At 39.5% G+C, this 22,468-nt stretch carries 21 protein-coding genes and 1 pseudogene; 6 read left to right on the top strand and 16 right to left on the bottom strand.

What is annotated here, in order from left to right:
• Window positions 1–231: 231 nt before the first annotated feature.
• Both MSWH1_RS14035 and MSWH1_RS14030 read right to left on the bottom strand, forming a co-directional pair.
• Window positions 232–939, bottom strand: a complete 708-nt coding sequence (locus tag MSWH1_RS14035) for a glycoside hydrolase family 16 protein (protein ID WP_156148199.1) — start codon at window positions 937–939, stop codon at window positions 232–234.
• 612 nt (window positions 940–1,551) lie between these two features.
• Window positions 1,552–2,370: a glycoside hydrolase family 16 protein gene (locus MSWH1_RS14030; protein ID WP_048129510.1), complete on the bottom strand. Its 819-nt coding sequence runs from the start codon at window positions 2,368–2,370 to the stop codon at window positions 1,552–1,554.
• Between the two features lie 1,203 nt (window positions 2,371–3,573).
• On the opposite strand from MSWH1_RS14030, the gene MSWH1_RS14025 reads away from it, so the two are divergent.
• From MSWH1_RS14025 to MSWH1_RS14015, 3 genes are all read left to right on the top strand, one after another.
• Window positions 3,574–5,625 (top strand): glycosyltransferase, encoded by a 2,052-nt coding sequence (locus tag MSWH1_RS14025; protein ID WP_052723186.1) that lies wholly within the window; start codon window positions 3,574–3,576, stop codon window positions 5,623–5,625.
• Window positions 5,626–5,973: 348 nt separating this feature from the next.
• Complete coding sequence (locus MSWH1_RS19345; RefSeq protein WP_255350526.1) at window positions 5,974–6,189, top strand: transposase; 216 nt, start codon at window positions 5,974–5,976, stop codon at window positions 6,187–6,189.
• A 647-nt stretch (window positions 6,190–6,836) separates the two neighbouring features.
• Window positions 6,837–7,706, top strand: coding sequence for a winged helix-turn-helix domain-containing protein (locus tag MSWH1_RS14015; RefSeq protein ID WP_048129508.1), 870 nt, complete (start codon window positions 6,837–6,839; stop codon window positions 7,704–7,706).
• On the opposite strand, the gene MSWH1_RS20320 is transcribed toward MSWH1_RS14015, so the two are convergent.
• The 5 genes from MSWH1_RS20320 to MSWH1_RS20960 all read right to left on the bottom strand — a co-directional run bounded on the left by MSWH1_RS20320 (window position 7,641) and on the right by MSWH1_RS20960 (window position 11,195).
• Window positions 7,641–7,886 carry a hypothetical protein gene (locus MSWH1_RS20320; protein WP_048129506.1) on the bottom strand — a complete coding sequence of 82 codons (246 nt, stop codon included), beginning with the start codon at window positions 7,884–7,886 and terminating at the stop codon, window positions 7,641–7,643. The two genes, MSWH1_RS14015 and MSWH1_RS20320, sit on opposite strands and share 66 nt — an antisense overlap.
• Before the next feature lie 137 nt (window positions 7,887–8,023).
• Complete coding sequence (locus MSWH1_RS14005; protein WP_082088161.1) at window positions 8,024–8,761, bottom strand: class I SAM-dependent methyltransferase; 738 nt, start codon at window positions 8,759–8,761, stop codon at window positions 8,024–8,026.
• A gap of 215 nt (window positions 8,762–8,976) precedes the next feature.
• Window positions 8,977–9,795, bottom strand: a complete 819-nt coding sequence (locus MSWH1_RS14000) for an IS5 family transposase (RefSeq protein ID WP_048127483.1) — start codon at window positions 9,793–9,795, stop codon at window positions 8,977–8,979.
• A gap of 245 nt (window positions 9,796–10,040) precedes the next feature.
• Entirely contained in the window at window positions 10,041–10,178 is a 138-nt protein-coding gene (locus tag MSWH1_RS19720; protein ID WP_197073936.1) for a hypothetical protein, read from the bottom strand.
• Between the two features lie 849 nt (window positions 10,179–11,027).
• Window positions 11,028–11,195: a hypothetical protein gene (locus tag MSWH1_RS20960; RefSeq protein WP_369798535.1), complete on the bottom strand. Its 168-nt coding sequence runs from the start codon at window positions 11,193–11,195 to the stop codon at window positions 11,028–11,030.
• Window positions 11,196–11,260: 65 nt separating this feature from the next.
• On the opposite strand from MSWH1_RS20960, the pseudogene MSWH1_RS20955 reads away from it, so the two are divergent.
• Window positions 11,261–11,770, top strand: a pseudogene (locus MSWH1_RS20955) (cation diffusion facilitator family transporter).
• Between the two features lie 134 nt (window positions 11,771–11,904).
• On the opposite strand, the gene MSWH1_RS13990 reads toward MSWH1_RS20955, so the two are convergent.
• The 5 genes from MSWH1_RS13990 to MSWH1_RS13970 all read right to left on the bottom strand — a co-directional run bounded on the left by MSWH1_RS13990 (window position 11,905) and on the right by MSWH1_RS13970 (window position 15,236).
• Entirely contained in the window at window positions 11,905–12,567 is a 663-nt protein-coding gene (locus MSWH1_RS13990; protein WP_048130587.1) for an iron-sulfur cluster assembly scaffold protein, read from the bottom strand.
• A gap of 67 nt (window positions 12,568–12,634) precedes the next feature.
• Window positions 12,635–13,789 (bottom strand): cysteine desulfurase family protein, encoded by a 1,155-nt coding sequence (locus tag MSWH1_RS13985; RefSeq protein WP_048129504.1) that lies wholly within the window; start codon window positions 13,787–13,789, stop codon window positions 12,635–12,637.
• A 149-nt stretch (window positions 13,790–13,938) separates the two neighbouring features.
• A complete protein-coding gene (locus MSWH1_RS13980) occupies window positions 13,939–14,358 on the bottom strand; it encodes a DsrE/DsrF/DrsH-like family protein (RefSeq protein WP_048129501.1) in 420 nt (139 codons plus the stop codon).
• A 19-nt stretch (window positions 14,359–14,377) separates the two neighbouring features.
• Complete coding sequence (locus tag MSWH1_RS13975) at window positions 14,378–14,605, bottom strand: sulfurtransferase TusA family protein (RefSeq protein WP_048129499.1); 228 nt, start codon at window positions 14,603–14,605, stop codon at window positions 14,378–14,380.
• 211 nt (window positions 14,606–14,816) lie between these two features.
• Window positions 14,817–15,236 (bottom strand): HIT family protein, encoded by a 420-nt coding sequence (locus MSWH1_RS13970; protein WP_048129497.1) that lies wholly within the window; start codon window positions 15,234–15,236, stop codon window positions 14,817–14,819.
• Window positions 15,237–15,456: 220 nt separating this feature from the next.
• Here MSWH1_RS13970 and MSWH1_RS20315 point away from each other — a divergent pair, with 220 nt between their 5' ends.
• The gene (locus MSWH1_RS20315; RefSeq protein WP_231591798.1) at window positions 15,457–15,645 is read left to right on the top strand and encodes a SemiSWEET family transporter; all 189 of its coding nucleotides are present in this window, start codon (window positions 15,457–15,459) and stop codon (window positions 15,643–15,645) included.
• 206 nt (window positions 15,646–15,851) lie between these two features.
• On the top strand, window positions 15,852–16,208 hold the full coding sequence (locus tag MSWH1_RS13960) for a DUF5518 domain-containing protein (RefSeq protein WP_048129493.1): 357 nt from the start codon (window positions 15,852–15,854) through the stop codon (window positions 16,206–16,208).
• Between the two features lie 71 nt (window positions 16,209–16,279).
• Here the strand turns inward: MSWH1_RS13960 and MSWH1_RS13955 are convergent, their stop codons facing one another.
• The 4 genes from MSWH1_RS13955 to MSWH1_RS13940 form a co-directional block, all read right to left on the bottom strand.
• Window positions 16,280–18,520, bottom strand: a complete 2,241-nt coding sequence (locus tag MSWH1_RS13955; RefSeq protein WP_231585444.1) for a CARDB domain-containing protein — start codon at window positions 18,518–18,520, stop codon at window positions 16,280–16,282.
• A gap of 866 nt (window positions 18,521–19,386) precedes the next feature.
• Window positions 19,387–20,559: a hypothetical protein gene (locus tag MSWH1_RS13950; protein ID WP_048129490.1), complete on the bottom strand. Its 1,173-nt coding sequence runs from the start codon at window positions 20,557–20,559 to the stop codon at window positions 19,387–19,389.
• Between the two features lie 176 nt (window positions 20,560–20,735).
• Window positions 20,736–21,689: a tyrosine--tRNA ligase gene (locus MSWH1_RS13945; RefSeq protein ID WP_048129488.1), complete on the bottom strand. Its 954-nt coding sequence runs from the start codon at window positions 21,687–21,689 to the stop codon at window positions 20,736–20,738.
• 38 nt (window positions 21,690–21,727) lie between these two features.
• Entirely contained in the window at window positions 21,728–22,459 is a 732-nt protein-coding gene (locus tag MSWH1_RS13940; RefSeq protein ID WP_048129486.1) for a tRNA(His) guanylyltransferase Thg1 family protein, read from the bottom strand.
• Window positions 22,460–22,468 lie beyond the last annotated feature (9 nt).

The raw sequence follows: 22,468 nt of genomic DNA, 5'->3' as shown, positions 1-22,468 counted from the left end.
ATATGTGAAAAAAGATGATCTTCCGGGTAAGTAGAGTCAATCGCGGGGGTAAGGCATTAATCATCTCTGTAAATATGAGCACATACACCAGTTTTTTTAAAATAGAGGGAGAGGGTTGGATGCTTTTGTTTTTCAATCATTTACCCCCACAACCTTTTACTTTATCTTTGGGGTAGATTAAATTTGACTCAAAAAGTTGATCCTGGGTCGGAAACAAATACTTTTCTGAATTTAATCGTTATTAATTGTGAAGTCGCTGATAATAAGCTCAATATTTTTTCCATCTGATGGAGGAGCCAACAACCATAAATTCATCATAACTTTCTCGGGCTGCTGCGGGATTCCAGAAACATTTGTGTAATTTAAGTTTGCTATAATTTCTCCGTTTTCCTTCATGGATGTGAATCTTACATACGTGGGTTTCCATTCAATTCTATAAATTGTGTCTGTGCCTGTAATGCTCAATGGAACCTGATATCCTTGAGTGTTCCCTTCAGTTTTAGCAGGTTGTACAGAATACCAAAGTTGATTTCCTTCGGTTTTACCCCATTTTGTAGTTTCAATATCTAATTCTTGGGAATCACTTAAATATGTGAATAGTCCCACAACACTGTTTTTGTCAAATGTATAGACAGGCGAGGCGACTTTCCAGGTAAACGTGCCATAAAGATATGTGTCTTGACTCATTAAAGTTGTACATTTCCATATACCTTTGTCCTTTACAACTGTTAAATGCAGTTTATTTTGGTTATCTATCCATGCACCTGTCTTATTCCAGTAGTTATCACCTGGATCTGATCTTCCACCCATCAAATACCAATCTTGCCCTTTCCAGTTAATTGCTCCATTTGATGGGTATGTATTCGTTTCTGACTGAAAAACTGTAATCAACACAACCAACAAAGTAAATAAACATATTAAATATTTAATTGTCTGCATATTCGTTTTTCCCATAATTCTCAGTTCCCTCATTCCAGACTTTTGCGACGTCAATGCTGGTTTTTCAATTCATCAAGCCTTTTTCTCTAAGGACTCTTTACGAAATTACCTAGATAACGCATAATTATTTTGAAAGTTACTCGGGTGGCTTACTTGTGAAAATGGACGAGTATAGTCTAAAAAGGTGTCTATGTTATTTCGCGGTGGGTCCGAAGTGTTGACAATGTACTGCAATTTTATTGTCAATAGGGTATATCACAAATAACGTTAGAAACCTGGCCTGAATAAGGTTGATTTTGCAGATTTCTCATCAAAAAGTTTCAATTCAACATTTAGATGTGTATATATGTATTTGTGCTGAATTCAGGATCAGCGTATCTAACTAATTTAACTTTGATTTACTTAATATTTCTTACAGGATATTAACCATAAGTAACTTCTCAATGCCGTCTAATGTCACCTGATTTCTACAGTTAGATAAAAAGAAGTGTTCTTTTTTTATTCAGCTCTATGAATAACCACAAAGATGAACGTTTCGAATACAAATGAGGAGTTGGATTCAGAAAAGAGGGAGGGGTGAAGGAAAATAAATCCTTAACCCTGTTCAATGAATCATCTTCTATGTCTTCTTCCTGAATGTTTCGACCTGGATCTAGTGACTTTAGAATCACTGGAATCACTGGAATCGCTGGAATCACTGGTATCATCTACGCTTTCTGATGTAGATCCTTGCTGATATGCCACATAGGAAAAGTCACTAATTATAAGATCAATGTTCTTTCCATCGGATGGAGCTAACCCTTCAGTTAACCAGAGATTCATAATCGCATATTGAGGATTTGAAGGGATTTTTCCAGTATATGTAAATTCAGAGAGTACCTTCCCGCTTTCAGTTGTGGACTTAAATTTGATTGAGGATGGTTGCCAGTCAATTGTATGGATAGTTGTACCAGTATAGCTCTCCAACGAACCCTGATTATTACCGCTCAAGCTGTAGGGTTGCACAGAGTACCAGAGGTTATTCCCGGAGGCTACACCCCATCTGGAGATCTCCACATCTAATTCCTGTAAGTCGTCTAAATATGTAAAAAGTCCCACAACACTATTTTTGTCATATGAAAATACAGGAGAGTCCACAGTCCATGTAAATGTTCCATATCCGTATTTGTTGCGACTGTCAACCTCTGAACATTTCCATACACCTGCATTTTTTTCAATTGTTAAATGCAGCCTGTTTTGATCATCAATATAAACACCATTTGCATCCCAGGTGTTCGGCCCGGGTGCCCCGCCTCCAGATCTTACATCCCATGTAAGACCATTCCAGTTAAGCTCACCGTTTGATGGGTACTCAGTAGCTCCTGAGGGCATAGTCGAAACCACTACAACAAACAGAGCAAGGAACCATCTTAAATATTTATCTGTTCTCATGTTATTTTTCCCCAAATTGTTTTATTCGATGTTTAGTTGATCGGGAGAATCCATTGATCAAATCTGAAAAAGTGTATACTTTTTTCCTAACTCAAACTCACTGGTTATATTTCTAATGTCAACAGGGGGTTAAATTTAATCTCTTTTGGTCATAATAATATACTCCAGTTTACCCCCCTCTATCTCACTGTCTTTCTATTTTTTTATCATAATAGATATTTTTCACATTTTTTCTCCTGCAAAAAGTTAAAATTTATTTAGTTTTCTTAAGGGTGTTTTTATACCTTTAACTTCTCTAAAAAATCAGTAATTATCAATGCATGTTTCGTATAATCCAATACAATAACGAATATTTACTTTCAAACCAAGATTAAAAATTATAATGGATTATAGAATTATATTGATTTATATCTCAAAAATCCATGAAAATTTTATATATGTACACGTCTCTAAATTGTACATTAATATATAAATATTTTTTGTCTGTATGTGTATAAGTTAATTTTTAAATTTATTTATTTATCTTAAAATATTTCTATTTTTATTCTTCATTGTTCTTAAAATTCGCATACAAATACTATCTATTTTCCTCTTTAACAATTCCTCACTATTGTATGACGATTATCATTCTAAATAAAGTTGCAGATAGTATTAAAGGAAAAACAGGAAATAAAAATAGAAAATCTGTTCCAGTAATTTTGAGTGAATTCATAAAAAATTGAATAAATTTACATCATAATTTGGGGAAATTTGAACCTTTCAAAATGGGGAAATGTAATACATAATTGACTAATTATAGTCAAAACGTGTCAAAATCAAAAACTCATTGGGGAATTTTCAGGTGCAGTATCAAAAAACAACTAAATAAGATCAATTTTTGATAACTTTTGGATTTCTACTAATTATCTATACAATTTTTGCAATTTACTAATTAACTCTATCTGTTTTTTTTTAAATCTTTAAATGTGGATCTGAAAACTTTTATATTTATAAATATCCTATTGGAATATTTATTGTCTAATATATTTAATTAGTTATTATATCTTTGCAAAAATAATTATGTAAAACGATATTTGTCCAATTTTTATCCATTTATATGAATAATTATCCCTATATGTGTTCAAAATTCCAATTTAAGACTGCTGGATATAGAAAATATGGGTGCTGTGAAGGTACTAATAAATCGTTTTCAGGTGTGTTTGAATGGTTCTAAAAAACGAGATAGAAAACGTAGATACAACTAAAAGTATTAAACTTAAATCCGATTTAAACGTCACACATAAAGGTAAATACGGTCAAAAGACAGTGTGCCGATTTATAAAGAATAAATACATACCAGTTATTTCACTTTTTTTTGCTATATTGATTACTGTTTCTGTGGGTACATTTATTTATACGTCAACGGGCAACATGAGTAACTTGTTTACTCATAAAACTATTCTGGATGAACCTGAGCTTCTACAAGCACTGCAAACTGCGCAAGCTAGCGGTGTCACTATGGCAATTCATGGTTGGGAGCACGAAAACTATTCAGAGATGTCACCTGACCAAGCAATAGTAGATATAAAAAAAAGTGAAGCTGTTTTTAAACAAGCTGGACTAAAATCAGAACTGTTTGTATCCCCTTATGAGATATTTGGAGTTCCAGATAATCCAGAAGTGGTGGAAGCAATAAAAAAAGAAGGTATTGCCATTGGAACAATTGGAGAGCCAATATACGAATATACATGGCTCTGGAGAAATATGACAAGTTTTGATGACCCTATATTCCAGGCAGCTTCTGCAGAAATAAGACAAAATAAACCTATAGTTATTGTGTTACACGCGCAGGACTGGAATAAGTATACTGAACAGTTCTTAATTAGTTATTTGATATCGACGAATGAGACAGATATCACAGTAAGAATGGATGATATTAATCAGGCTACTCCAAAAGAAGTAATTAATGATGCAGCAAAGTTTACTCAATATAAATCAGTAAGCAAGGTTGTATTCGCAATAATTCCTTCAGGTGTGTATGATAACGATGACCCGGTAGTGTATAACATCAAGGTGAACGACATAATGAAATTCTATTTCTTGTTCTTCATCATAATTGCGCTGCTACCACTATCCTTCTTTGTTGTTTGGAGGCTACTATCCAGTTGGAATAAGAGAAAATACAAAAATGATCCGCAGACTGAAATAAATGCTAGATATCCTAATCTTGTTTCGGTACTAGTTCCGGCATATAATGAGGAAAAATCGATAGGTAGATGTATTGAAGCTCTCCTTTGTCAGGATTATGGCGGCCCGATGGAAATAATCGTAATCAATGATGGCTCAAGTGACGGAACTGCCAAAATCATTTCGACATATCCAGTGAAATTCATAGATCTTAAGAAGAACGGGGGAAAGGCCAATGCTCTTAATAGGGGTATTGAAGAAGCAAAAGGCGATATTTTAGTCTTCACTGATTCTGATTCCAATATGGTAAAGGATACTATTAGCTGCCTGGTAAAAACGCTTATGGATGACAGTGACGCTCAGATGGTAACTGGAACTGTGCTCATAAATAATCCTGAAAAAAGTGGTGTGATGAGAAGAATAATGATATATTGCCAGATGATCGAATATCAGCTTGAGCAAGAAATCATGCGATATCTCCAGGGGTTGGGTGGTAATATTCTTGTGTGCCCGGGCCCGAGTACTGCAGTAAGGCGCAGCGTATGTGATGTTGTGAGGTTCAGTGATGATACAATAGTTGAGGATGCTGATTTCACAGTCAATGTCCTTCAAAAATCTATGAAAGTCGTTCAAAATCTACAAGCAAAAGTTTACACGAATGCGCCAGAAACGCTAGGTGCCTGGTATAAGCAAAGAACGAGATGGTGGTTTGGATATCTTCAGGTGTGGAAAATACACAGGCAATGGTCAGTAGGAAATTCGTGGATGATATATAATTACCTGAGCTACATAATTAGTGTTTGCTCAATTCTCATGATCTTATTGATCCCATATTTCATGTTACAATACAATGATGTGACGTATGTCGCTTTGCGTGGACTACTATATGTCATAATCCCTGTACTACTGTATATTATATTGACGGGTTGGTTATTTGGACACGATAAGAAGCTATTGCTGATATTGATACCTTATGTAATTATTTATTCCACATTTAGGGTCTTCGTGCTCAGTTATGTCTACATTTGCTATCTGACAGGAATAGGTTTGAAAATTAAATTCGGTTCCCGGACAATTGATGCAAAGTAAAATGGAGAATAAACGAGGATGGACTTATGCGGTTTAACTTAAAAACCAACGATGTCTAATATATTTTATTTTCAGTCGAATACCCCGGCTAGTGTCATGACAAATTGAATCTGAAACGCAATTTATATAGCGGTATCTCTTTAGTTATTGCTTTTATATCTAAAGTGTTGCATAAACAAGCTGTCAAGACACTAGTAAGAAAGTGGTAATTTTCGGTTTTAACTCTAAAGCGGGAAGTCCCCTTCCTCGGAGCGTAAGCGACAGGTGGGGGAGGAAAGCCGTCAACTTCTACAAAACAACAGTAACATAATTATTTTTACTTATAGTTATATCAATATAGTTATAACTATGAAGTATAAACTGGGTCATAGAAGCTATTCTGTATATTCACTCCATTATCGTTTCGTTCAATGCATGAAATATAGAAGAAAAGCTCTAACGAATCCTTTAGTTGTTGATTTTCTCAAAACAAAAATCCATAGCATAAGTGAAACATTTGATGTTGAAGTGCTGAATATCGAGTGTGATAAAGAACACTTTCTATCAGAAAGCAGGGTGGGGTAGTTCACGGCGCAGATCAGTGTTTCCAGGTTGATTCTGCAGAAGTGAAAAAGGTTCGGTACAGTGGCCTTGAAGACCAGGCTTCAAATTGTACGGAATGCTGGCAATGTGAAGATATTTGGAAAAATGATTTCTAATTTTTTCGGCTTTTACTGTTTTATTTCCGGAGCCTCATATCTTACATGGCGAAATTCCGATGACTGGTTATCCAGCTCTCTTAAAAATCAGAATTGTAGTAGCTGTTGGTTAGTAGCTGTTGGTTATATCTCCGAGCTTCTAAAAACACATTGATGTAAGGCGTTTTCATCAACAGTGTTTCCATCTTGAGGGATATTATTGCTACTCGACAGCTCCTGGAGATAACCACAGCGTATCTACCACATCTTAATATTCACCCAATCGAAACGACAATAGAATAGTATTATCTATCTGTCTAGTTTATATAATTCCTATTCATATATAGCCAAAACGATGAAGATTTTTACTTTACGATTAGAATATTCCAATGGCATTGGATCTTACAACTCCTATTGGAACTTATCCATTTTGTTATGAGTTTTGAATAGTAGGGGAGTTATCCTGAATTTCGTGAGGATTTTCCAGTGAACTCATAACTTTTTGTTATTATATATTCTAAGTGAGATTGACCCATGAGCCAAGTTTCTGGTACCAGTTCTTCGTTGCTTGACGCAATTTTCCTTTCTGAAAAAAGAAAGAACCTTCTTATGCTGTTAAAAGAGGAGGGTCCTAAAAGCAGTGATGAGATTAAAAATGCATTTGACTTCCCCTGGAAATCAATGATTCCCCAGATCAAAAAGCTGGTTGATCTGGATCTGGTCATATATACGGATGGAGTGTATTCCCTCTCTGAAATGGGGGTAGTGATAGTCACAAATGTACAGTTTTTGCTAAACACCCTGAAGATATATGACGACAACAGAGCTTTCTGGTCCGAACATGATTTGAGTCCAATTCCTTTCCATCTTCTCATAAGAATCGGGGAGTTGGGGCAGTGCAAGGTCCTGAAACCTGATCTCTCTCATATATTTAAAGTCCAGGAAGATATCGTAAAATGTATGCTGGGTTCTTCCCGCATTATGGTATTTACTTCGGCAATCCATCCCGCTTACCATCTGCTCTGTCTGGAATTTCTAGAAAAAGAGATTGATGTTACAATTATCCTTACGGAATCGGTTTTCGAGAGTATCCGGAATGAGTGCTTCCCCCAGGCAGCCACATCTTTCAGTGACAGCTCCGTTCTCAAGCTGGACCTTTCGGAATACAAAAAGGAAGTTCAGTTCTTTTTGACCTGCGAAAACTCACATTTTTTTGTGTCGGATGAGGAGAAACAACCAATGATGCTTGTAGTAACCGATAAAATCTTTGCGCTTTCTCTGCTTGATAAAAATAACAGAATTGACCGCAACTATCTTGTAAGCTTTGAACCCGGAGCTCTAAAATGGGGAGAAGAACTTTTTGCATATTACAAACAGAATTCCAGGCAGATCCGTTCTCTCTAAGTTCTTCTGCTCTCTGGGTTTTCTACTTTCTCTTTTCCTGTTGATCCCGCAGCCGGCTTCCAGCACCTTTGCTCCAGGCAAATAGATCGTATCATAATGGAGGAATTTTTCAAGCGTTTCTGCCTGTTCTGAAAGGCGAAGGGCTTCTCTTTCGGAATAACCATGGACATACTCGGCCATGAACGCGGAGCTCCCGGTTTTTTGGTATTCAGTGCTGTATCAGGTGTTATCAATTAATATAGCATTATCTTCTGAAATATCCTTCTCTTCTGACGATGTCGGTAACCCCGCTAAGTGCAGCCGCAATATATTTTTCCTTATTTTTGCATTGTTACCATATACAGTTTTCTTGGGAGCCCGCCTTCTTCAAATGTTTCCAGCTCGAAGCTCTCGTATCCTTTTGCAAGGTGCTTAACTTTTTCTCTGCTGAAAAAATGCACTATAAAGCCGCCTGTAATTTCGTACATGTCCTCTCCCCGGTGCTTTCCTGTCCCGTAATGGGCATCTCCGGTGTGCCTGGCTGTATAGATATTTATTCCGCCTGGTTTGAGCACCCTTTTGATCTCACTGCAGAGGAACTCCAGTTCATCTGTTGTAAGGGCCATGCAGTAAAGCATATGGGAATAGCACGCATCGAATGTCCCGGCTTCAAAGGGAAGAGAATTTCTTACATCGTGCCTGAGGGCTGTAACATATTTCCCTAATCCTGCTTCTTCGGCTTTTTCTTTTATCATTTTTGGCCCGCTTTCAGTATAGTCAAGAGAATGGACTGAAAAACCTCTGCTGGCAAAGAAACAGGTATCTCTCCCCTGGCCCCCTCCAAGTTCCAGAATTTTCGTTTTCCCTTCCTTTTCTAAAATGGCTGCAGTTTTTCGGGCCGGATAACTTGCCTCGTCCCCAAACCTCGAGCAAGTGTTTGAAAATACTTTTTCCCAGTGAGGCTGCTGCCTGTTAAGGATCTCTTTTTCCATGACGTTATCTACTTTTTCACTACCTGTAGCTTCCTTCTTCATCTCATACACTTCCTTCCTGTTAACTCCCCTTTCAACCTGCATTAGTACTGTTTTATACTCCTACTTTTTATATAACTGTCTATTTTATCCAGTGGGAAGAAAACGAATCAGGAAGTTAATTCATTCTGAATTGTGGAAGTTTTCCTGATTTATAGGAAGGTTGAATCATTCTGAATCAGAGAGGGCAGGTTATTCTGAACTAAAAAAGATTAATTTTCCGGACAGAAAAAAGGACTGAGTTATTCCGGACTAAGAACCTATCCGAAAAGTCCCGCTGCTCTGAATGTTATCCATGCGCATGCGAAATGAAGCATCGCAAAGTAATTCTCAATTTTCTTTTCCCATCTAATAAGCATTCTTCTGAATCTGTTTATCCAAGAATGTGTCCTTTCCACAACCCATCTTCTTGCCCTAAAACCTGGTATCTCTATTCTTATGTTTTCCTCTCCACGGCTTTTGATATGGGCAGTATAACCATATTCTTTAACTAATTCTCTGATATCAGGAAAATCATATCCTTTATCCATACATATATTCTGAATAACATCATCTTGAGACGGTCTTTCAAAAATAATGGCATCTAAAGTCTCTTTTACAAGCTTTTTATCGTGACGATTTGCTCCATCAACAGTAACCGATAGTGGTATACCTTTACCATCTGTTAACAGACTCCTTTTTGTACCTTTTTTGCCACGATCAGTTGGATTAGCTCCGGTCCCAGCTCCACCTAGTGGAGCTTTTGTCATAGCACCGTCAATTGCTTGCCACTCCCACTCTAATCCGTTTTGATTATCATACTCCACTAGACCAGCTTTCCACATATTCTCAAATAACCCTGATCTTTGCCATTCCTGAAACCGATCATGGACAGTGCTTGGAGCTCCATAAAAGCGTGGCAACGCCTTCCATTGGCAACCAGTACGAAGAAGATAAAAAATACCACTCAGTATTCTCTTATCATCTTTTCGAGGTCGTCCAGGCTTCTTTTTGGGTTTAGGGAAAGGTAATAATGGTTTGATTTTAGTCCAGAATTCATCAGAAATCTCGTAGTCATGTCCGTTTTTTCGTGTTACCACTAATCAACATTACCCTAAAATATAGTTATTCTACTTTTCGGATAGGCTCTAAATGCTGGTTCGATTTCCCTGTAAAAAAAGTTAAATTTCTCAGGTTTTCATGGGTAATCCCATTTCTAATTATTGCAGGATAATGGAGGTTTGCCCGAGAGAATCTCCCTCGAGCAATATTTATATTTGATTTTGAAAACTGGTTCTGTTCTTTTGAGCTCTTTTTAAAAGTAAAAACTTACACTCTTATATTTTCACTCTTCTTCATTTATGGCACTTACGTATCTGGGAAACAAGAGCATGAAATTTTCCTCGTAGGATTTCCCGTCTTTGCTTATATTGAGATCCCACATGATCTCCGGTTTTCTAGCTATTGCATTAGCTTGAATCATCTTATTCCTCCCTGTTTCACCTTTCGGTTTTATGCATTTGTCCTTTTTCTATCCTGCTGGATATCTCCCGGGGTTGCACAGTTCCCGGGATAAGCGCCAGCTGATTTCAGGCATGTTCGCTTTGCAGGATAGTGGATTAATTTCTATCCACTTTAATTAAAACTCGAAAACTACGTAAGGGTACGGATTTGGATAACATGTCTTAGTTCTGAGGATAACGAGTTCAGACAATCTGTTTTTAGTTATAATGCCCTTGATTTATGAGAATGCCCTTGATTTGTGAGCCCTGACCGGGCAAGATAAAATAAGGCTTTATATAAATTCATTTTTTTGGTTGGGAAAAATCAAATTTCCTTTTTTTCGGAACCCTACTCCCTTCTGGAAGTGGCTTTGCTTTCTTCTTCTCATATACCCTTTATTTTTTCTTTCCCGAACTATGTTTTTCCCATTTGTTCATGTCATAACACAATTTCATAATTTCTTATATTTAAAAATCAAACTTAGAGTCCGAAAATCAAACCTAAATCTTCTTAGAAAACGCTGTTTCTAAAAAATCTGTGTCATGGTCAGCTCCGGGTATGAAATGTTGGCACTGTTCCGCTTCCTGGTAATAAATACTCAATTTTTTGGTATCTTACAACAATCTGAAAGTAGGCGGTATAAATCAAAAAACTCCTTTTTATGCTATTTCTATAAAATAGGTTTAATTGAGTGCATAATAAATTCTTTTTTAAAGATAAATGCCTATTTATAAAACGATTGTCAAGTCTAATATAGAGAACTGAATCAAAATGGGGGGAGGCAAAATGTCCATAAAGAATTCCAGCGCTCACCTGCATTACAAAAAGATCACTTCTGAGGAGTCTCATGAGTAAAGCCATAAACACGGTAGATTTTTAAAATCGCATCTTTTCCCCCACTCCCTCTCTCACAAACTCTCCCATTCTCACTCTCACAAGCATCCCCAGGCACATTCCTATGGGCACGGTCACACCCATGGATCTGTAGATCCTTCAATTCTTGCCACCGAGAAAGGGATATGGGTAAAGTGGTCGTTTGTCGGGCTGATTATTACCGCCGTCATGCAGATTTTCATTGTCTATATCTCAGGCAGTGTTGCCCTTCTTGCTGACACCATCCATTATTTCGGGGATGCATCAATGGCAATTCCTCTTGCAATTGCTTTTACCCTGGCTCGGAGAAAGCCGAGCAAACGTTTTTCTTACGGGTATGGCAAGGTTGAGGACCTGGCAGGTGTGATCATTGTTTTCCTCATCCTCTTCAGTGCGATCGTGGCAGGATATGAGTCTGTGAACCGCTTTTTCAACCCGCAGACGATAGGGCATTTGCAGGCTGTAGCTATTGCCGGGATCATAGGTTGAGTCGGAAACGAGGTAGTAGCCCAGTTCCGGATGAAGGTCGGGAAGGAAATCGGGAGTGCGGCTTTAATTGCCGACGGCTACTATGCCAGAGTCGACGGTTTTACAAGTCTTGCAGTTCTGGTAGGAGCAGCAGGAGTCTGGTTTGGGTACCCGATAATTGACTATCATCGGAATACTGATAACCATAACCATCCTGAAAATAGTCTTTGACACGATTCGACTACCCATCCCAACTGAGGTCCTTAGAGAGGTTTCAGGTTTCTTTCCTGAGCTCCTTTTAGTGCACAGGTTTTTACTTTTTCCAACAAAGGTTTTCATCTGCGTGGTGTCTCTGAAGAGCCTATTCAGGCTGTAAACACTACGTCCACTCTTTCTACATCCCACAAAGCTCCCAGTTTTTCCATTACATCTTCTTTTATTGCCGAAGCAAACTGGTGATCTGCAGGCAGGTCAACAACCACCCTGACAACTCCAGCTTCAACACTCGTTTTAAGGATCAGGTTTGTACGGATAATGTCAAGGCCAGTTAGTGGATTCATAACATGTTTGAGCCTCCGCTGGACGACCTCTTCGGTTGTAGGCTCTTTTTCGGTAACAAGCCCGTGCTTCTCCTCGTAGTCACGGATTGCTGCACGCAGACCCTCAACTGCAAGTACGGAGCAGTGGGCTTTAATCGGAGGAAGCCCTCCCAGTTCTTCAGAAGCCTGTTTCCATGTTATTTTCTTTGCTTCATCCAGAGTTTTTCCCCGTGCAAGGTCTGTGATTACGGATCCTGTAGCAATATTTGAAGCACACCCGTAAGATTCGAATTTTACGTCTTCAATAACCTTTGTTTCGGGTTCGACTTTAATATATACGGCGACCATATCCCCACACGCCGGACTTCCTTCCAGGCCTTTTCCATCAGGATTCTCTATTTTCCCTACATTATGCGGGTTCCTGAAATGCTCCAGCACTTTTTCGTTATAAGGAAACTTTATACCCTCACTTTTCCTTTCGACTTTCATATTCCTCTCTCCCCTTCCTTTTCTTTTCCTGCCCTTTCTACGTGTTCTTTTTTCTTCTTTTTTTGGCTTATTTTTTCGCAAGCGGACTTATTTCCCTGAGCCTTGCCACAATTTCACTCATGGCATCAATAGCCGCATCCGCATCTTCCATCTGGTTGTAGCGCCCGAAAGTAAAACGCACCGAGCCGTGAGCCCTCTCATGGTCCCCTCCGATTCCCCTGATCACATGGCTGGCTTCAAGGGAGCGGGAAAAACAGGCAGAACCAGTACTTACAGCAAAGCCCCGCATGTCCATATGCAGGGTTACGGACTCTCCTTCAACATAGTGGAAAGTCAGGTTTGCATTCTGAGGCAGGCGTTTCGTTTGACTTCCGTTGAGGGTTACATCCGTGATCTCGGAAAAGGCTTTTTCGATTATGCGGTCCCTCATAGCTGCAAGGCGCCGGTTTTCTTCTTCGGTTACAAGTTCCACAGCTGTTGCAAAACCTACGGCTCCGGGAATATTCTCCACGCCTGATCTCATGTTAAATTCCTGAAAGCCTCCGTCCATGAATTTAGTTATGGGCGTATCTTTCCGGATATAGAGTGCCCCTATTCCTCTGGGTCCGTGAATTGTATGGGCTGACAACGTCACCAGGTCAACAGGCAATTCCTTCACATTGAGGGGAAGCCTGGTAAAGCTGTGGGTAGCATCGGTATGCAGGAGCACATCTTTTTCTTCACATATCTCAGAAATAGCTGTAAGATCCTGGGCAGTCCCTATTTCCTGATTGGCGTGCTGGATCGAAACAAGGAAGGTTTCTTTTGTAATTGCTTTTTTTAGCCCTTCAAGGTCTGCAAATCCTTCTGCATCCACATCCAGAAAAGTTACATCAAAGCCCTGCTTCTGGAGGGTTTTTGCCGTATTTAAGACTGGAAAATCTTCTATCTTCGAGGTGATAATATGCTTGCCTTTCTTTTCCTTAAGGGCCCAGGCTGCTCCTTTAAGTGCCATGTTGCTTGATTCAGTATCCCCTGAAGTGAACACAATTTCTTCGGAAGCTGCACCAAGCCTTGAAGCTATACCTTCCCTGGAATTTTCCAATCCCTCTTTTGCATCGATACCCATAGAATAGCCAAACTCAGATGTTGCTACCGCATAAGTATCAAAAAAGTAAGGTTTCATTGCTTCAAGCACCCTCTCATCAAGCCGGGTGCATGCAGCGTTGTCAAGATAAATCATATTTTCAAATATTTCTTTCCCCTCCTCAGGTAATTCAATTCATAGTGAGATTTACAGCCAAAACGGACGTGTTAGGGTTTTAATATCGAAGCAAACCCGGAAGATCTGGACTAATGCAGAAATTTTAATTCTGGCTTCCCCTTTCAGGATTAGATAAAGAGAGTTATGTTCGCATCTCTTGCTTCCTGGATATACGAGCCAACGGCTCCCCATTCGTCCACCCATTCCGTTCGAAGCTCTTCTTTTGTTATGCCCATTATCTCCATGGTCATCTCACAGGCTATGATCTTTCCGCCAAGTTCCTTGAAATCACTCATCAGTCTCTCAAGTGAGACAACATTGGCTTTATCCATCCTTTTTTTGATCATCTGCCTGCCCAGGCCCATCATGTTCATTTTGGAAAGCGGCCCATTTTCAAGCTCCCCTTTTTTAAGCCGCATGAGCCCCCAGAAGGTGAAGTATATGGAGGCTTCCATTCCCATTGCCAGGGCTCCGTTTGCAATTATAAGCGCACTGTATACCTTGTCCATATCCCCACTGTGCAGGACAATAACTGCTTTTTCCCCCATTTTCCCCCCTTTTCCGGTCTTATCTCCGGATCTTTATCTCCCACTCTTTCCCTCCCTCTTTGTCTTCAATCTCCAGTACCTTGAACCCCATCGCCTCACATGCCATGGGAATCTCTTTTTTTGATGCCGGATGTGTGCCCTTTACAATTACAAGGTCTCCCGGAGAGGTTTTTTTGAATGCTTTTCTGCACTCTACCAGCGGGACTGGACAGGTCTGCCCCCTGACGTCTACTTCCAGCTCTGTCATTGTTCTTACCCCCTAAATGTTCTTACCCCCTAAAGTAAGATAAATGGAACTTTTCTAAAGATGACTATGCCTTTTTCCCCTAAATTCACTATATTCCAAAAAATATATTATCATTTCGTATTGATAATATTATCCTGAAGCTGTCTCTTCTCTCTGGTTATTCGCCTGTCTTTTGCCTGTATCATTTTTTACTTAGAGTTTTTCTTTTTCCTCACAGGGCTTTTCTTATCTTCTCTGCAACTTCTCCTAGATTGGTAGTGTCGGGTTCAGTCCATACAATTGATTTTATTCCTCGTCCCCCATCCCCTTTTTTCCTTGGAATAACGTGTACATGCACATGGGGGACTTCCTGTCCTGCCACTTCCCCATTATTAATGCCTACGTTCGATCCTTCTGCTGAAAACGCTTTCTCAACGGCAGTCGTAACTTTTCTTGCAGCTTCAAAAAGCAGGGCAATGTCTTCTGCATTCATATCCGTAAAGTTGCTGAAATGTTTTTTAGGAGCCACGAGAGTATGCCCCTCGCTTGCCGGGTAAATGTCAAGAAATGCGTAAACGGCATCATCCTCATATATCCTGTATGAAGGGATTTCTCCTGATATTATCTTGCAAAAAAGGCAGTTTTCTGTCATGTGGTATCTCCATAAAGGTTTAGGAGGGTACACTTATATCAGGGTTCTGTCTCTTTAATAAGTTTTAATTACAATACGGACATTTACTTTATTTACTTTATTCTAAAGTTATTCTGACATACATTTTTCCTAGCATCGGATCGGAATACTGGGGCGTAAAATTATTACGATTGGTTATATTGCAGGTGCTCTTACAATCATAGCTTTTGCCTTTCAGCTTGTGAAAACTCTGACTGCAAAATCCACAAAAGATGTATCTCTTCTAATGCTGCTTTGCTCGATTTCTGGCATGACTCTCTGGCTGCTCTACGGAATTCAGGTAAATGATTCCACAATAATTGCTGCAAACAGCGTTTCCGCTATACTGGCTGCATCTCTTCGGGGTTCAAGCTTAAAAATGATTGTATAGGTTTAGTTTTCGAGTTCAGCAAAAAGATTCGAGGACCTAAAAATAAAAATACCTCCCTCTGGAAGTGAAGTATGAAGGCTTAACTATATTGAAGTATGAAGGCTCAACTATATTGAAGTATGAAGGCTCAACTATATATTTGATTAATTATTAACCTATGTTTATATTATTTTCTGGTTCGACTTGCTTAAAAGGAGATATAAACAATGGGTAGAACCATAAGCGGTGCATTAATAGGTCTGGTCTGTACTTTAATTTTTTATTTTATTCCTTTTGTAAATTCAGTAGCTCCTTTACTGGGAGGTTTACTGGCTGGTTATTATGCAGACGGAGGTTTCGGAGGAGGGCTTAAGTCCGGAGTCCTGATGACGATTTTCATGATAATTCCTGGCTTTCTTCTTGGGGGAATCCTTGGAGTCGTGTTACGTGATACTCCTGTTCTTGGAGGATTTGTAGCAGCTTCTGCTCTTATATTTACAGTAGTCATCGTAGCTCATACCGCGATAACAGGCATTATCGGCTCTGTAGTCGGAGCTCTTCTGGCTGGTAGAAAAATGGTCTGAAACTCTTTTTTAAGTGTTAAATATCTGTATCTTTTGAATAGTAAAAATAGGGGTTGAAGAAAAGAATCTTTTCAAATCTTTTTCTTCAGAACAAAGTACTCTACAAGGATCATGAACAGGGGCAGGGAAATAGCAAGAAGTATTTTAGCTACTTTCATAGGGTCCTTTGTGATGCCGCCTTCTTTTTCCGCACTGCTGTCCAGGATTGCCTTTCCGCCGTCATCCCAGCCTCTCAGAGTTTCTTGTATTCCTTCTTCCGTTTCTACAGTTCCTTCTTCTCCCGTATATTCACTTATTGCAAAGCACGAGAAGGCGGTTGTTTTTGCCCTGAAATAAACATAATCTTCGTCTTCGCTGGTTTTTTCGGTGCTTAAAGGCTTCCATTTGCTGTCGTACCATAGAAGGGTTACATTGGATTCATTAACACTATTGTTTTCTATCCATTCCTTCTCAACTTTGAACCCCGTATAGGTATTCTGAAGTGAATCTTGACTTCCTGCTCCTTTATTCCCCAGCCAGATGTTTAATTGCCTGTATACCCTTCCTGGCGGCTGGTTTTGGACAAAAATGGATTTTTCCTTGAGAACTTCTACGGTTGCTGTCGTTTTCTTAAAATTCTTCTTCGGGTCAAACTCGATATACGTGATACATGTGACTTTTTGCACGAAATCATATTTGACATGATAGCCGCTCATGATGTTCCTTGTAGCAAGCTCTTTGACCTCTACATTCCTGGCTGGCTCTTTGGAAACGCCACTTCCCATTCCACTACTGCTACTGCCGCTGCCGCTGCTACTGCCGCTGCTACTGCCGCTGGAACCAGAGTTCCCTTCATTGCTGGAAGTAGTTTGTTTGGAGATACTTACGGTCCTGGTCAGTTCATTGTTCGTTTCGTCGTCTTCGCGTATGGTATTTTCGGAGTCTGCTACCAGTCTCACGTCTACGTTTCCTTCTACTTCAGGAGCCCAGTGAAAAATACCAGTTGTGGTTTCCCCTACTGCAATTTCAGGTATCGATACTTTTCCATCCTGAGTTCCATTTATCCCGTTTATATAATATTTTAGCTCGCTGCTTGCCGAGTCGCTGAGCCCGTTATTCTTTATTGATACTGTAAAAGTAATGTCGTCTCCTATCCTGGGGGCTGCCGGGTTTAAAGAAAGGGACTCTATTATAAGGTCCGGAAATATGGTTTTCACGTCTATAATTTTTGTGAATTCATTGTTATTTTCATTACTCTCATAAACATCTGTTCCGGAGTCAATAAGTACTCTTAATTCCATTTGTCCTTCTCTATCCGGGACCAGAGAAAATATAACATCTGTCTCTTCTCCTTCCGAAATAGCTGGAATCTGGATGTCATCTTGTGTGGGGGAGGTTCCATTAATATAATATTTTGCCTTCGTTTCCTCAGAGGGGACCGTGCCCTGGTTTTTTACTTTCATGGTGAGGTTCAGGGTCTTTCCTACTTCCCCTTCATCCGATTCAGGCACAATGTCTTCAATGATCAGGTCCGGAAGAAATTCTTCTGCTACTGTTACGGTGGCTGTTTTTTCGTTGTTCTCTTCGTTACTCTCAGCTAACAGGTTTTCTTCATCAACAACTGCCCTGATCTCTACAGTTCCCTGGGATGTCGGAATCCATGTATATGAGGTATAGCTGCTTTCTTTCCTGAATAACCTGGGTACATCCCATTCTTTAACAGAGCTTCCGTCAATGTAGAGAACCAGTTTCGTCGTTTCTGAAGCTGCTGCTGTCCCCTGGTTCTTTACACTTATCCGTATGCTCTGATGCTTGCCTGGTTCGGGGTTCTCAGGATAGTCAAGAATGTCTATTATCAGGTCCGGGGATTTGTTCTTTTTGAAAGTTATATGTCCCTCTGTTTTGATATTGTTATCCTCATTGCTTTCTTCCACCGAATCTTCTTCGTCCACCTCTGCACTTATTTCCACTGCACTTTCAGTTTCTGGGGTCCATAAATACGATATTTCTTCACTGTTTCCAGCTTCTATTTCGGGGACTGAGCTTTCTCCTATCTTATTCCCATTGCTGTAAAAAACCAGATTTGTTGCTCCTGAAGTTGCATCTCCCTGGTTTTTTACCATTGCTGAGATGGTTACCTCTGTCCCAACTTCTGGAGTTGTAGGGTTCCAGGATACCTCCTCAATCACCAGGTCAGGCAGTAAAAAAGTTGAATTTCCGTCATCTTCGGAAGGTATGTCCTCAGCTGCAACAACCACAACCGGCATAATCCCCGGAATTAACAGCGTTATTATCAACACATAGATCAAAGAATAAAAATAACTTACTTTCATTTTTATTAGCCTCCGCCCCACAAGTCTATGAACAGAAATTTCTGGTACATTAGTAACTTATGACAATATCTAATTCATCGAAATTAAGGTACATAAGTAGCTTATTGACAAGTAGCTATATAATTCGTCGAAATTAAGCTTCTAATTTTTACTCGGACTAAATTTTTCGGACAATTCCTGATCCCGAATATTTATACCTTTCCCGAAGGTTACTTTGTACAATACATTACTTCTCTTGCTTCATATTTAAGGCTCTACATTCTCTATTCTTTTTTCCTCCACTAACTTTGCCATCCGGAGGAATAACTGTTTCAAGCATTTTTTCCTGAGAGTTTTGCTCTCTGCCTGGTCCCTGCAGCATTAAGTAAAAAAACCTCTTCTATTGCTCAGGGTTCTCTCTGTCAAAGTAGTTCGAGTGCCAGCCTTCTTGAGGTTCTATTCTTTGTACTCTTGCAGAAACAAACCTGACATATTATCTATTTATCTATCTTTTTTTATTTTATTTTTCATAAATAATCGCCGGAAGATTTCCCTTGTGACTCGATTGTATCTACTTTATAATATATAAAAAAAGTGTCAAAATTTCATAGTGGATACCTTTTTATTTTTCATTACTCCAGCTGTTCCAGCTCATGAGTTGTACTCTAAATATCTACGGGTGATAAAAGGAGTGGAAAAAGTCTAAAAAATAGATTTATAATGAATTAATTTATAATTAATTGATTTATAAAAAATTAATTTATAATTAACTGATCTATAAAAAATTAGTTTATAACTAACCGATCTATAATAAATTAGTTTATATAACATGCATGCACAACATATATTAAACAATATAAAAAAAGAAATATACTAATATAACTAACTTAGGCGATCAGGTACTTTCTGTCCTTAATCTGAGCCCTGCTGTCCACACCGAGGATTTCAGCGATTTCAACGCCTTCGCTTCCTACGTCGGAAAGACGGGTGTACATTTCAGTTTTTGAGATATACTTCTCGGTTCTTGTCCCGTCAGCTTCTTCCATTTTGATGGTAATTTCTTCTTTATTATGCCCTTTTGCCAAACATTCATGGACGATCACACCGTACTGTTCGGCAATCACTTTCAGGCAGTCAAAAATCTGGTTTGTAGGTACTGCATCCTCTTCGTCAAGCAGGACCTTTGAAAGGGTATAGGTTCGGAGATTTTCCCGGAGATACCTCTGGACCTTCTCCGGAATTTTGGCAAGGACTTCCATATCTATAAATGCTCCAAGCTCTTTGTCAGCAGTAATCTCCCTTTCATCTTCATATACGAAGTACTTGAGCCCACCGCCTTCGATCCTGAACTTCCGGTTTGCTTTTTTATTTTCAAAAATAAGACGGATATTTTTCTCGCTGTCATATTCAAGGGAACTTACGAGAAACTCGGAGAGGTCCTGCATTTTTATTTTCTCTTCTTTTCGCAGGATTCCTGTCTTTGTCCATCCTGGCAGGCTAAAGCTACCAATAAGCCTCTCTACTGTCAGAGGCTCTTCTGTAAACCAGAGTCTATAATAGTATTTCAGGCCTGAGAACTCACCTTCCATTCCCCCTGAAACTCCATTTATACTGCTGGAAAGCTCAAATCTTTTTTCTGCTCCATATATTCCTGAAATAAAAAATGGAGTGAGAACTTCAAGGACCTTACTCTCAATTTTTTGATATTCATGCGCAGCCTCACTCTCTATTTTTTTGGACTCAATTTCTAGAATTTCATACTTTCGCCCGAGATTTTCACTGCAGGTGATCAGGATTGCGTCAGCACAGGGTATTAAATCCTCAGTACCTATGTCATTTACCAATTTCTTTATCAGTGAGTTGAGTTTCTCTTCAAAAATATTCATTCCAGTAATTCTGTTGTTCAATTCATGGAGCGCTTCTTTATTTTTGCACTTGAGTTCTATTATGGAATTTTCCAGAGGGATTACTCGGGCAGTTATGTCTATGAATGATTTTAGATCTTCAATGAAATCCCTCTGTACCGGCAGTTCCGTGGAGTCCTGGTAAATATATTTCATAAAAAGCACCCTGGATATCTGAACTAACTCTTAAAATATTCTATGCCTTATAGCTATATAACATTTTATCCAGTATCTTTGTATGCTACTTTATAATGTTGTATTCTCCCCGTAAGAATGTACATTCATTCCGGATTTTTCTAAAGTTTCCCGGAAGGGATTTTCCCTTCCGGAATTCAGATAAGAACTTTTCGGACAGGGTCCAGAATCTCATTTATATATTTTGCAGCTGCATTTTTAAGGTCCATTGGGTGGACTTTTTCTTCTATAAATTCACTTTCCATCTCAGCATAACTGTGGTATGTGAGGTTTCCACCGAATTTTTCAGGTCTTTCAATAACAACTGTCTCGTATCTTGGGATGATATGATAGCGGAAAAGAGCAAGAATCGGGTTTTCTTCTACGTCTCCTATCTTGCAGAAAGCTTTCTTAAACTTCCTGTAGATCTCTTCTTTCGTATCATCTACTGAAATAAAATTCTCCTTTGAAGAAGCCATCTTGGTTCCGTCAAGCCCAAGGAGAATAGGAGTATGAATACAAATCGGTGTTTCAAATCCGAGGTTCTTTAAATTTTCGCGGGCAAGCATATGGATTTTTCTCTGGTCAATCCCTCCAACCGCCACATCCACCCTAAGCATGGCAATGTCAACAGCCTGCATCAGAGGATATACCATCTGGGAAACCGTCGGGTCATCCATTGCACGCCCGACTTCGTCCATACTCCTCTTTGCCCTGTTAAGGGTGACTGTTCTTGAAAGTTTGAGCACATTTAACATGTACTCGGCTCCCAGCTGGAAGTCTGACCCGTAAACGAAATCAGTTTGTATTTCATCAAGCCCGAGAGCGATAAAGCAGCGCCTGTTGTAGTCTGCAATCTTCCGGACTTCTTCCAGAGTGCCTTTCCTGTTCAGATAAGCGTGTACATCTGCAAGCAGGACAGTGATCTTGAACCCTGCTTTTTGCAAATCTATTAACTTGTTTACGGTAAGGACGTGCCCCATATGGATTTTTCCGCTCGGTTCGTATCCTACATAAGCACGGGGAGCTTCTTTATTGTTTAGGAGTCCTTCCAGTTCTTCTTCGGTTACAATTTCCTGAACATTTCTTCTTATAAGCTCAAGTCTGTCCATTGCGTCTACATTCCTTTTATTTTCTTATTCTGAAAAACTCATTTTCTATTAATAAGTTTCTCTAAAAACGGTATCCCTTCTTCGGATTTGAATTTCGGGATTTCCCAGTTCTGGGTTATTTTTCTTCGCAGGGATTTTTCCTCTTTGCCAGATTCCGGATTAAATCCCTGGATTTCCCATTCTTCTTTTGAGATAATGATGCCTCTCCTCTGCCAGGCAGGAAGTGCCGCAAGATTGATTCCTCTCTCAAAAAGCATCTCGTGGATTTCCCATTCCTTTTTTCCTCTCAGACACTTTGCAGCTTCATTTTTCCCTGCGCCTTTGTTCCTGAGGGTATAGTAACCCCAGGCTGCCACAAAGTTGCGCCAGGCTTCCAGTTGCCTCCAGTGAAAGTACTCTGGGATTTCTTCTTTTTGAAGAGCCACCAGTCTGGAATCAAAAGCTATGGGTTCTTCAAGCCGCAGTTTTATCGTAAGAGCACTTCCTAGAAAGCTCGCCACAACAGTGTCAATTTTTTCCACTCTACCGTCAAAAGGAAGGTCTGTGAACAGAAAGCTGATTTCATCTGAAAAAGTATAGGCAAAAAGAGGGCTTAAACCACTTTTTTTAATAAATAGTTCGGCAGTGTCCGCCATCGCTCTGGCGAAGGTTTTATCGTAGGGTTTCTCAAAGCCCAGGCCTGAAAGTGTATTTTTGAAATTCCTGCCGTCAGCGCGCAAGACCACTGGCGGGATACAGCGCATTTCAGCATAGATTTCCCGGGTTTTCATATACCTTTT

It is taken from the genome of Methanosarcina sp. WH1 (genome assembly GCF_000970005.1).
Taxonomy (GTDB): Archaea; Halobacteriota; Methanosarcinia; order Methanosarcinales; family Methanosarcinaceae; genus Methanosarcina.
This window is presented reverse-complemented; position numbering and strand designations above follow the sequence as displayed.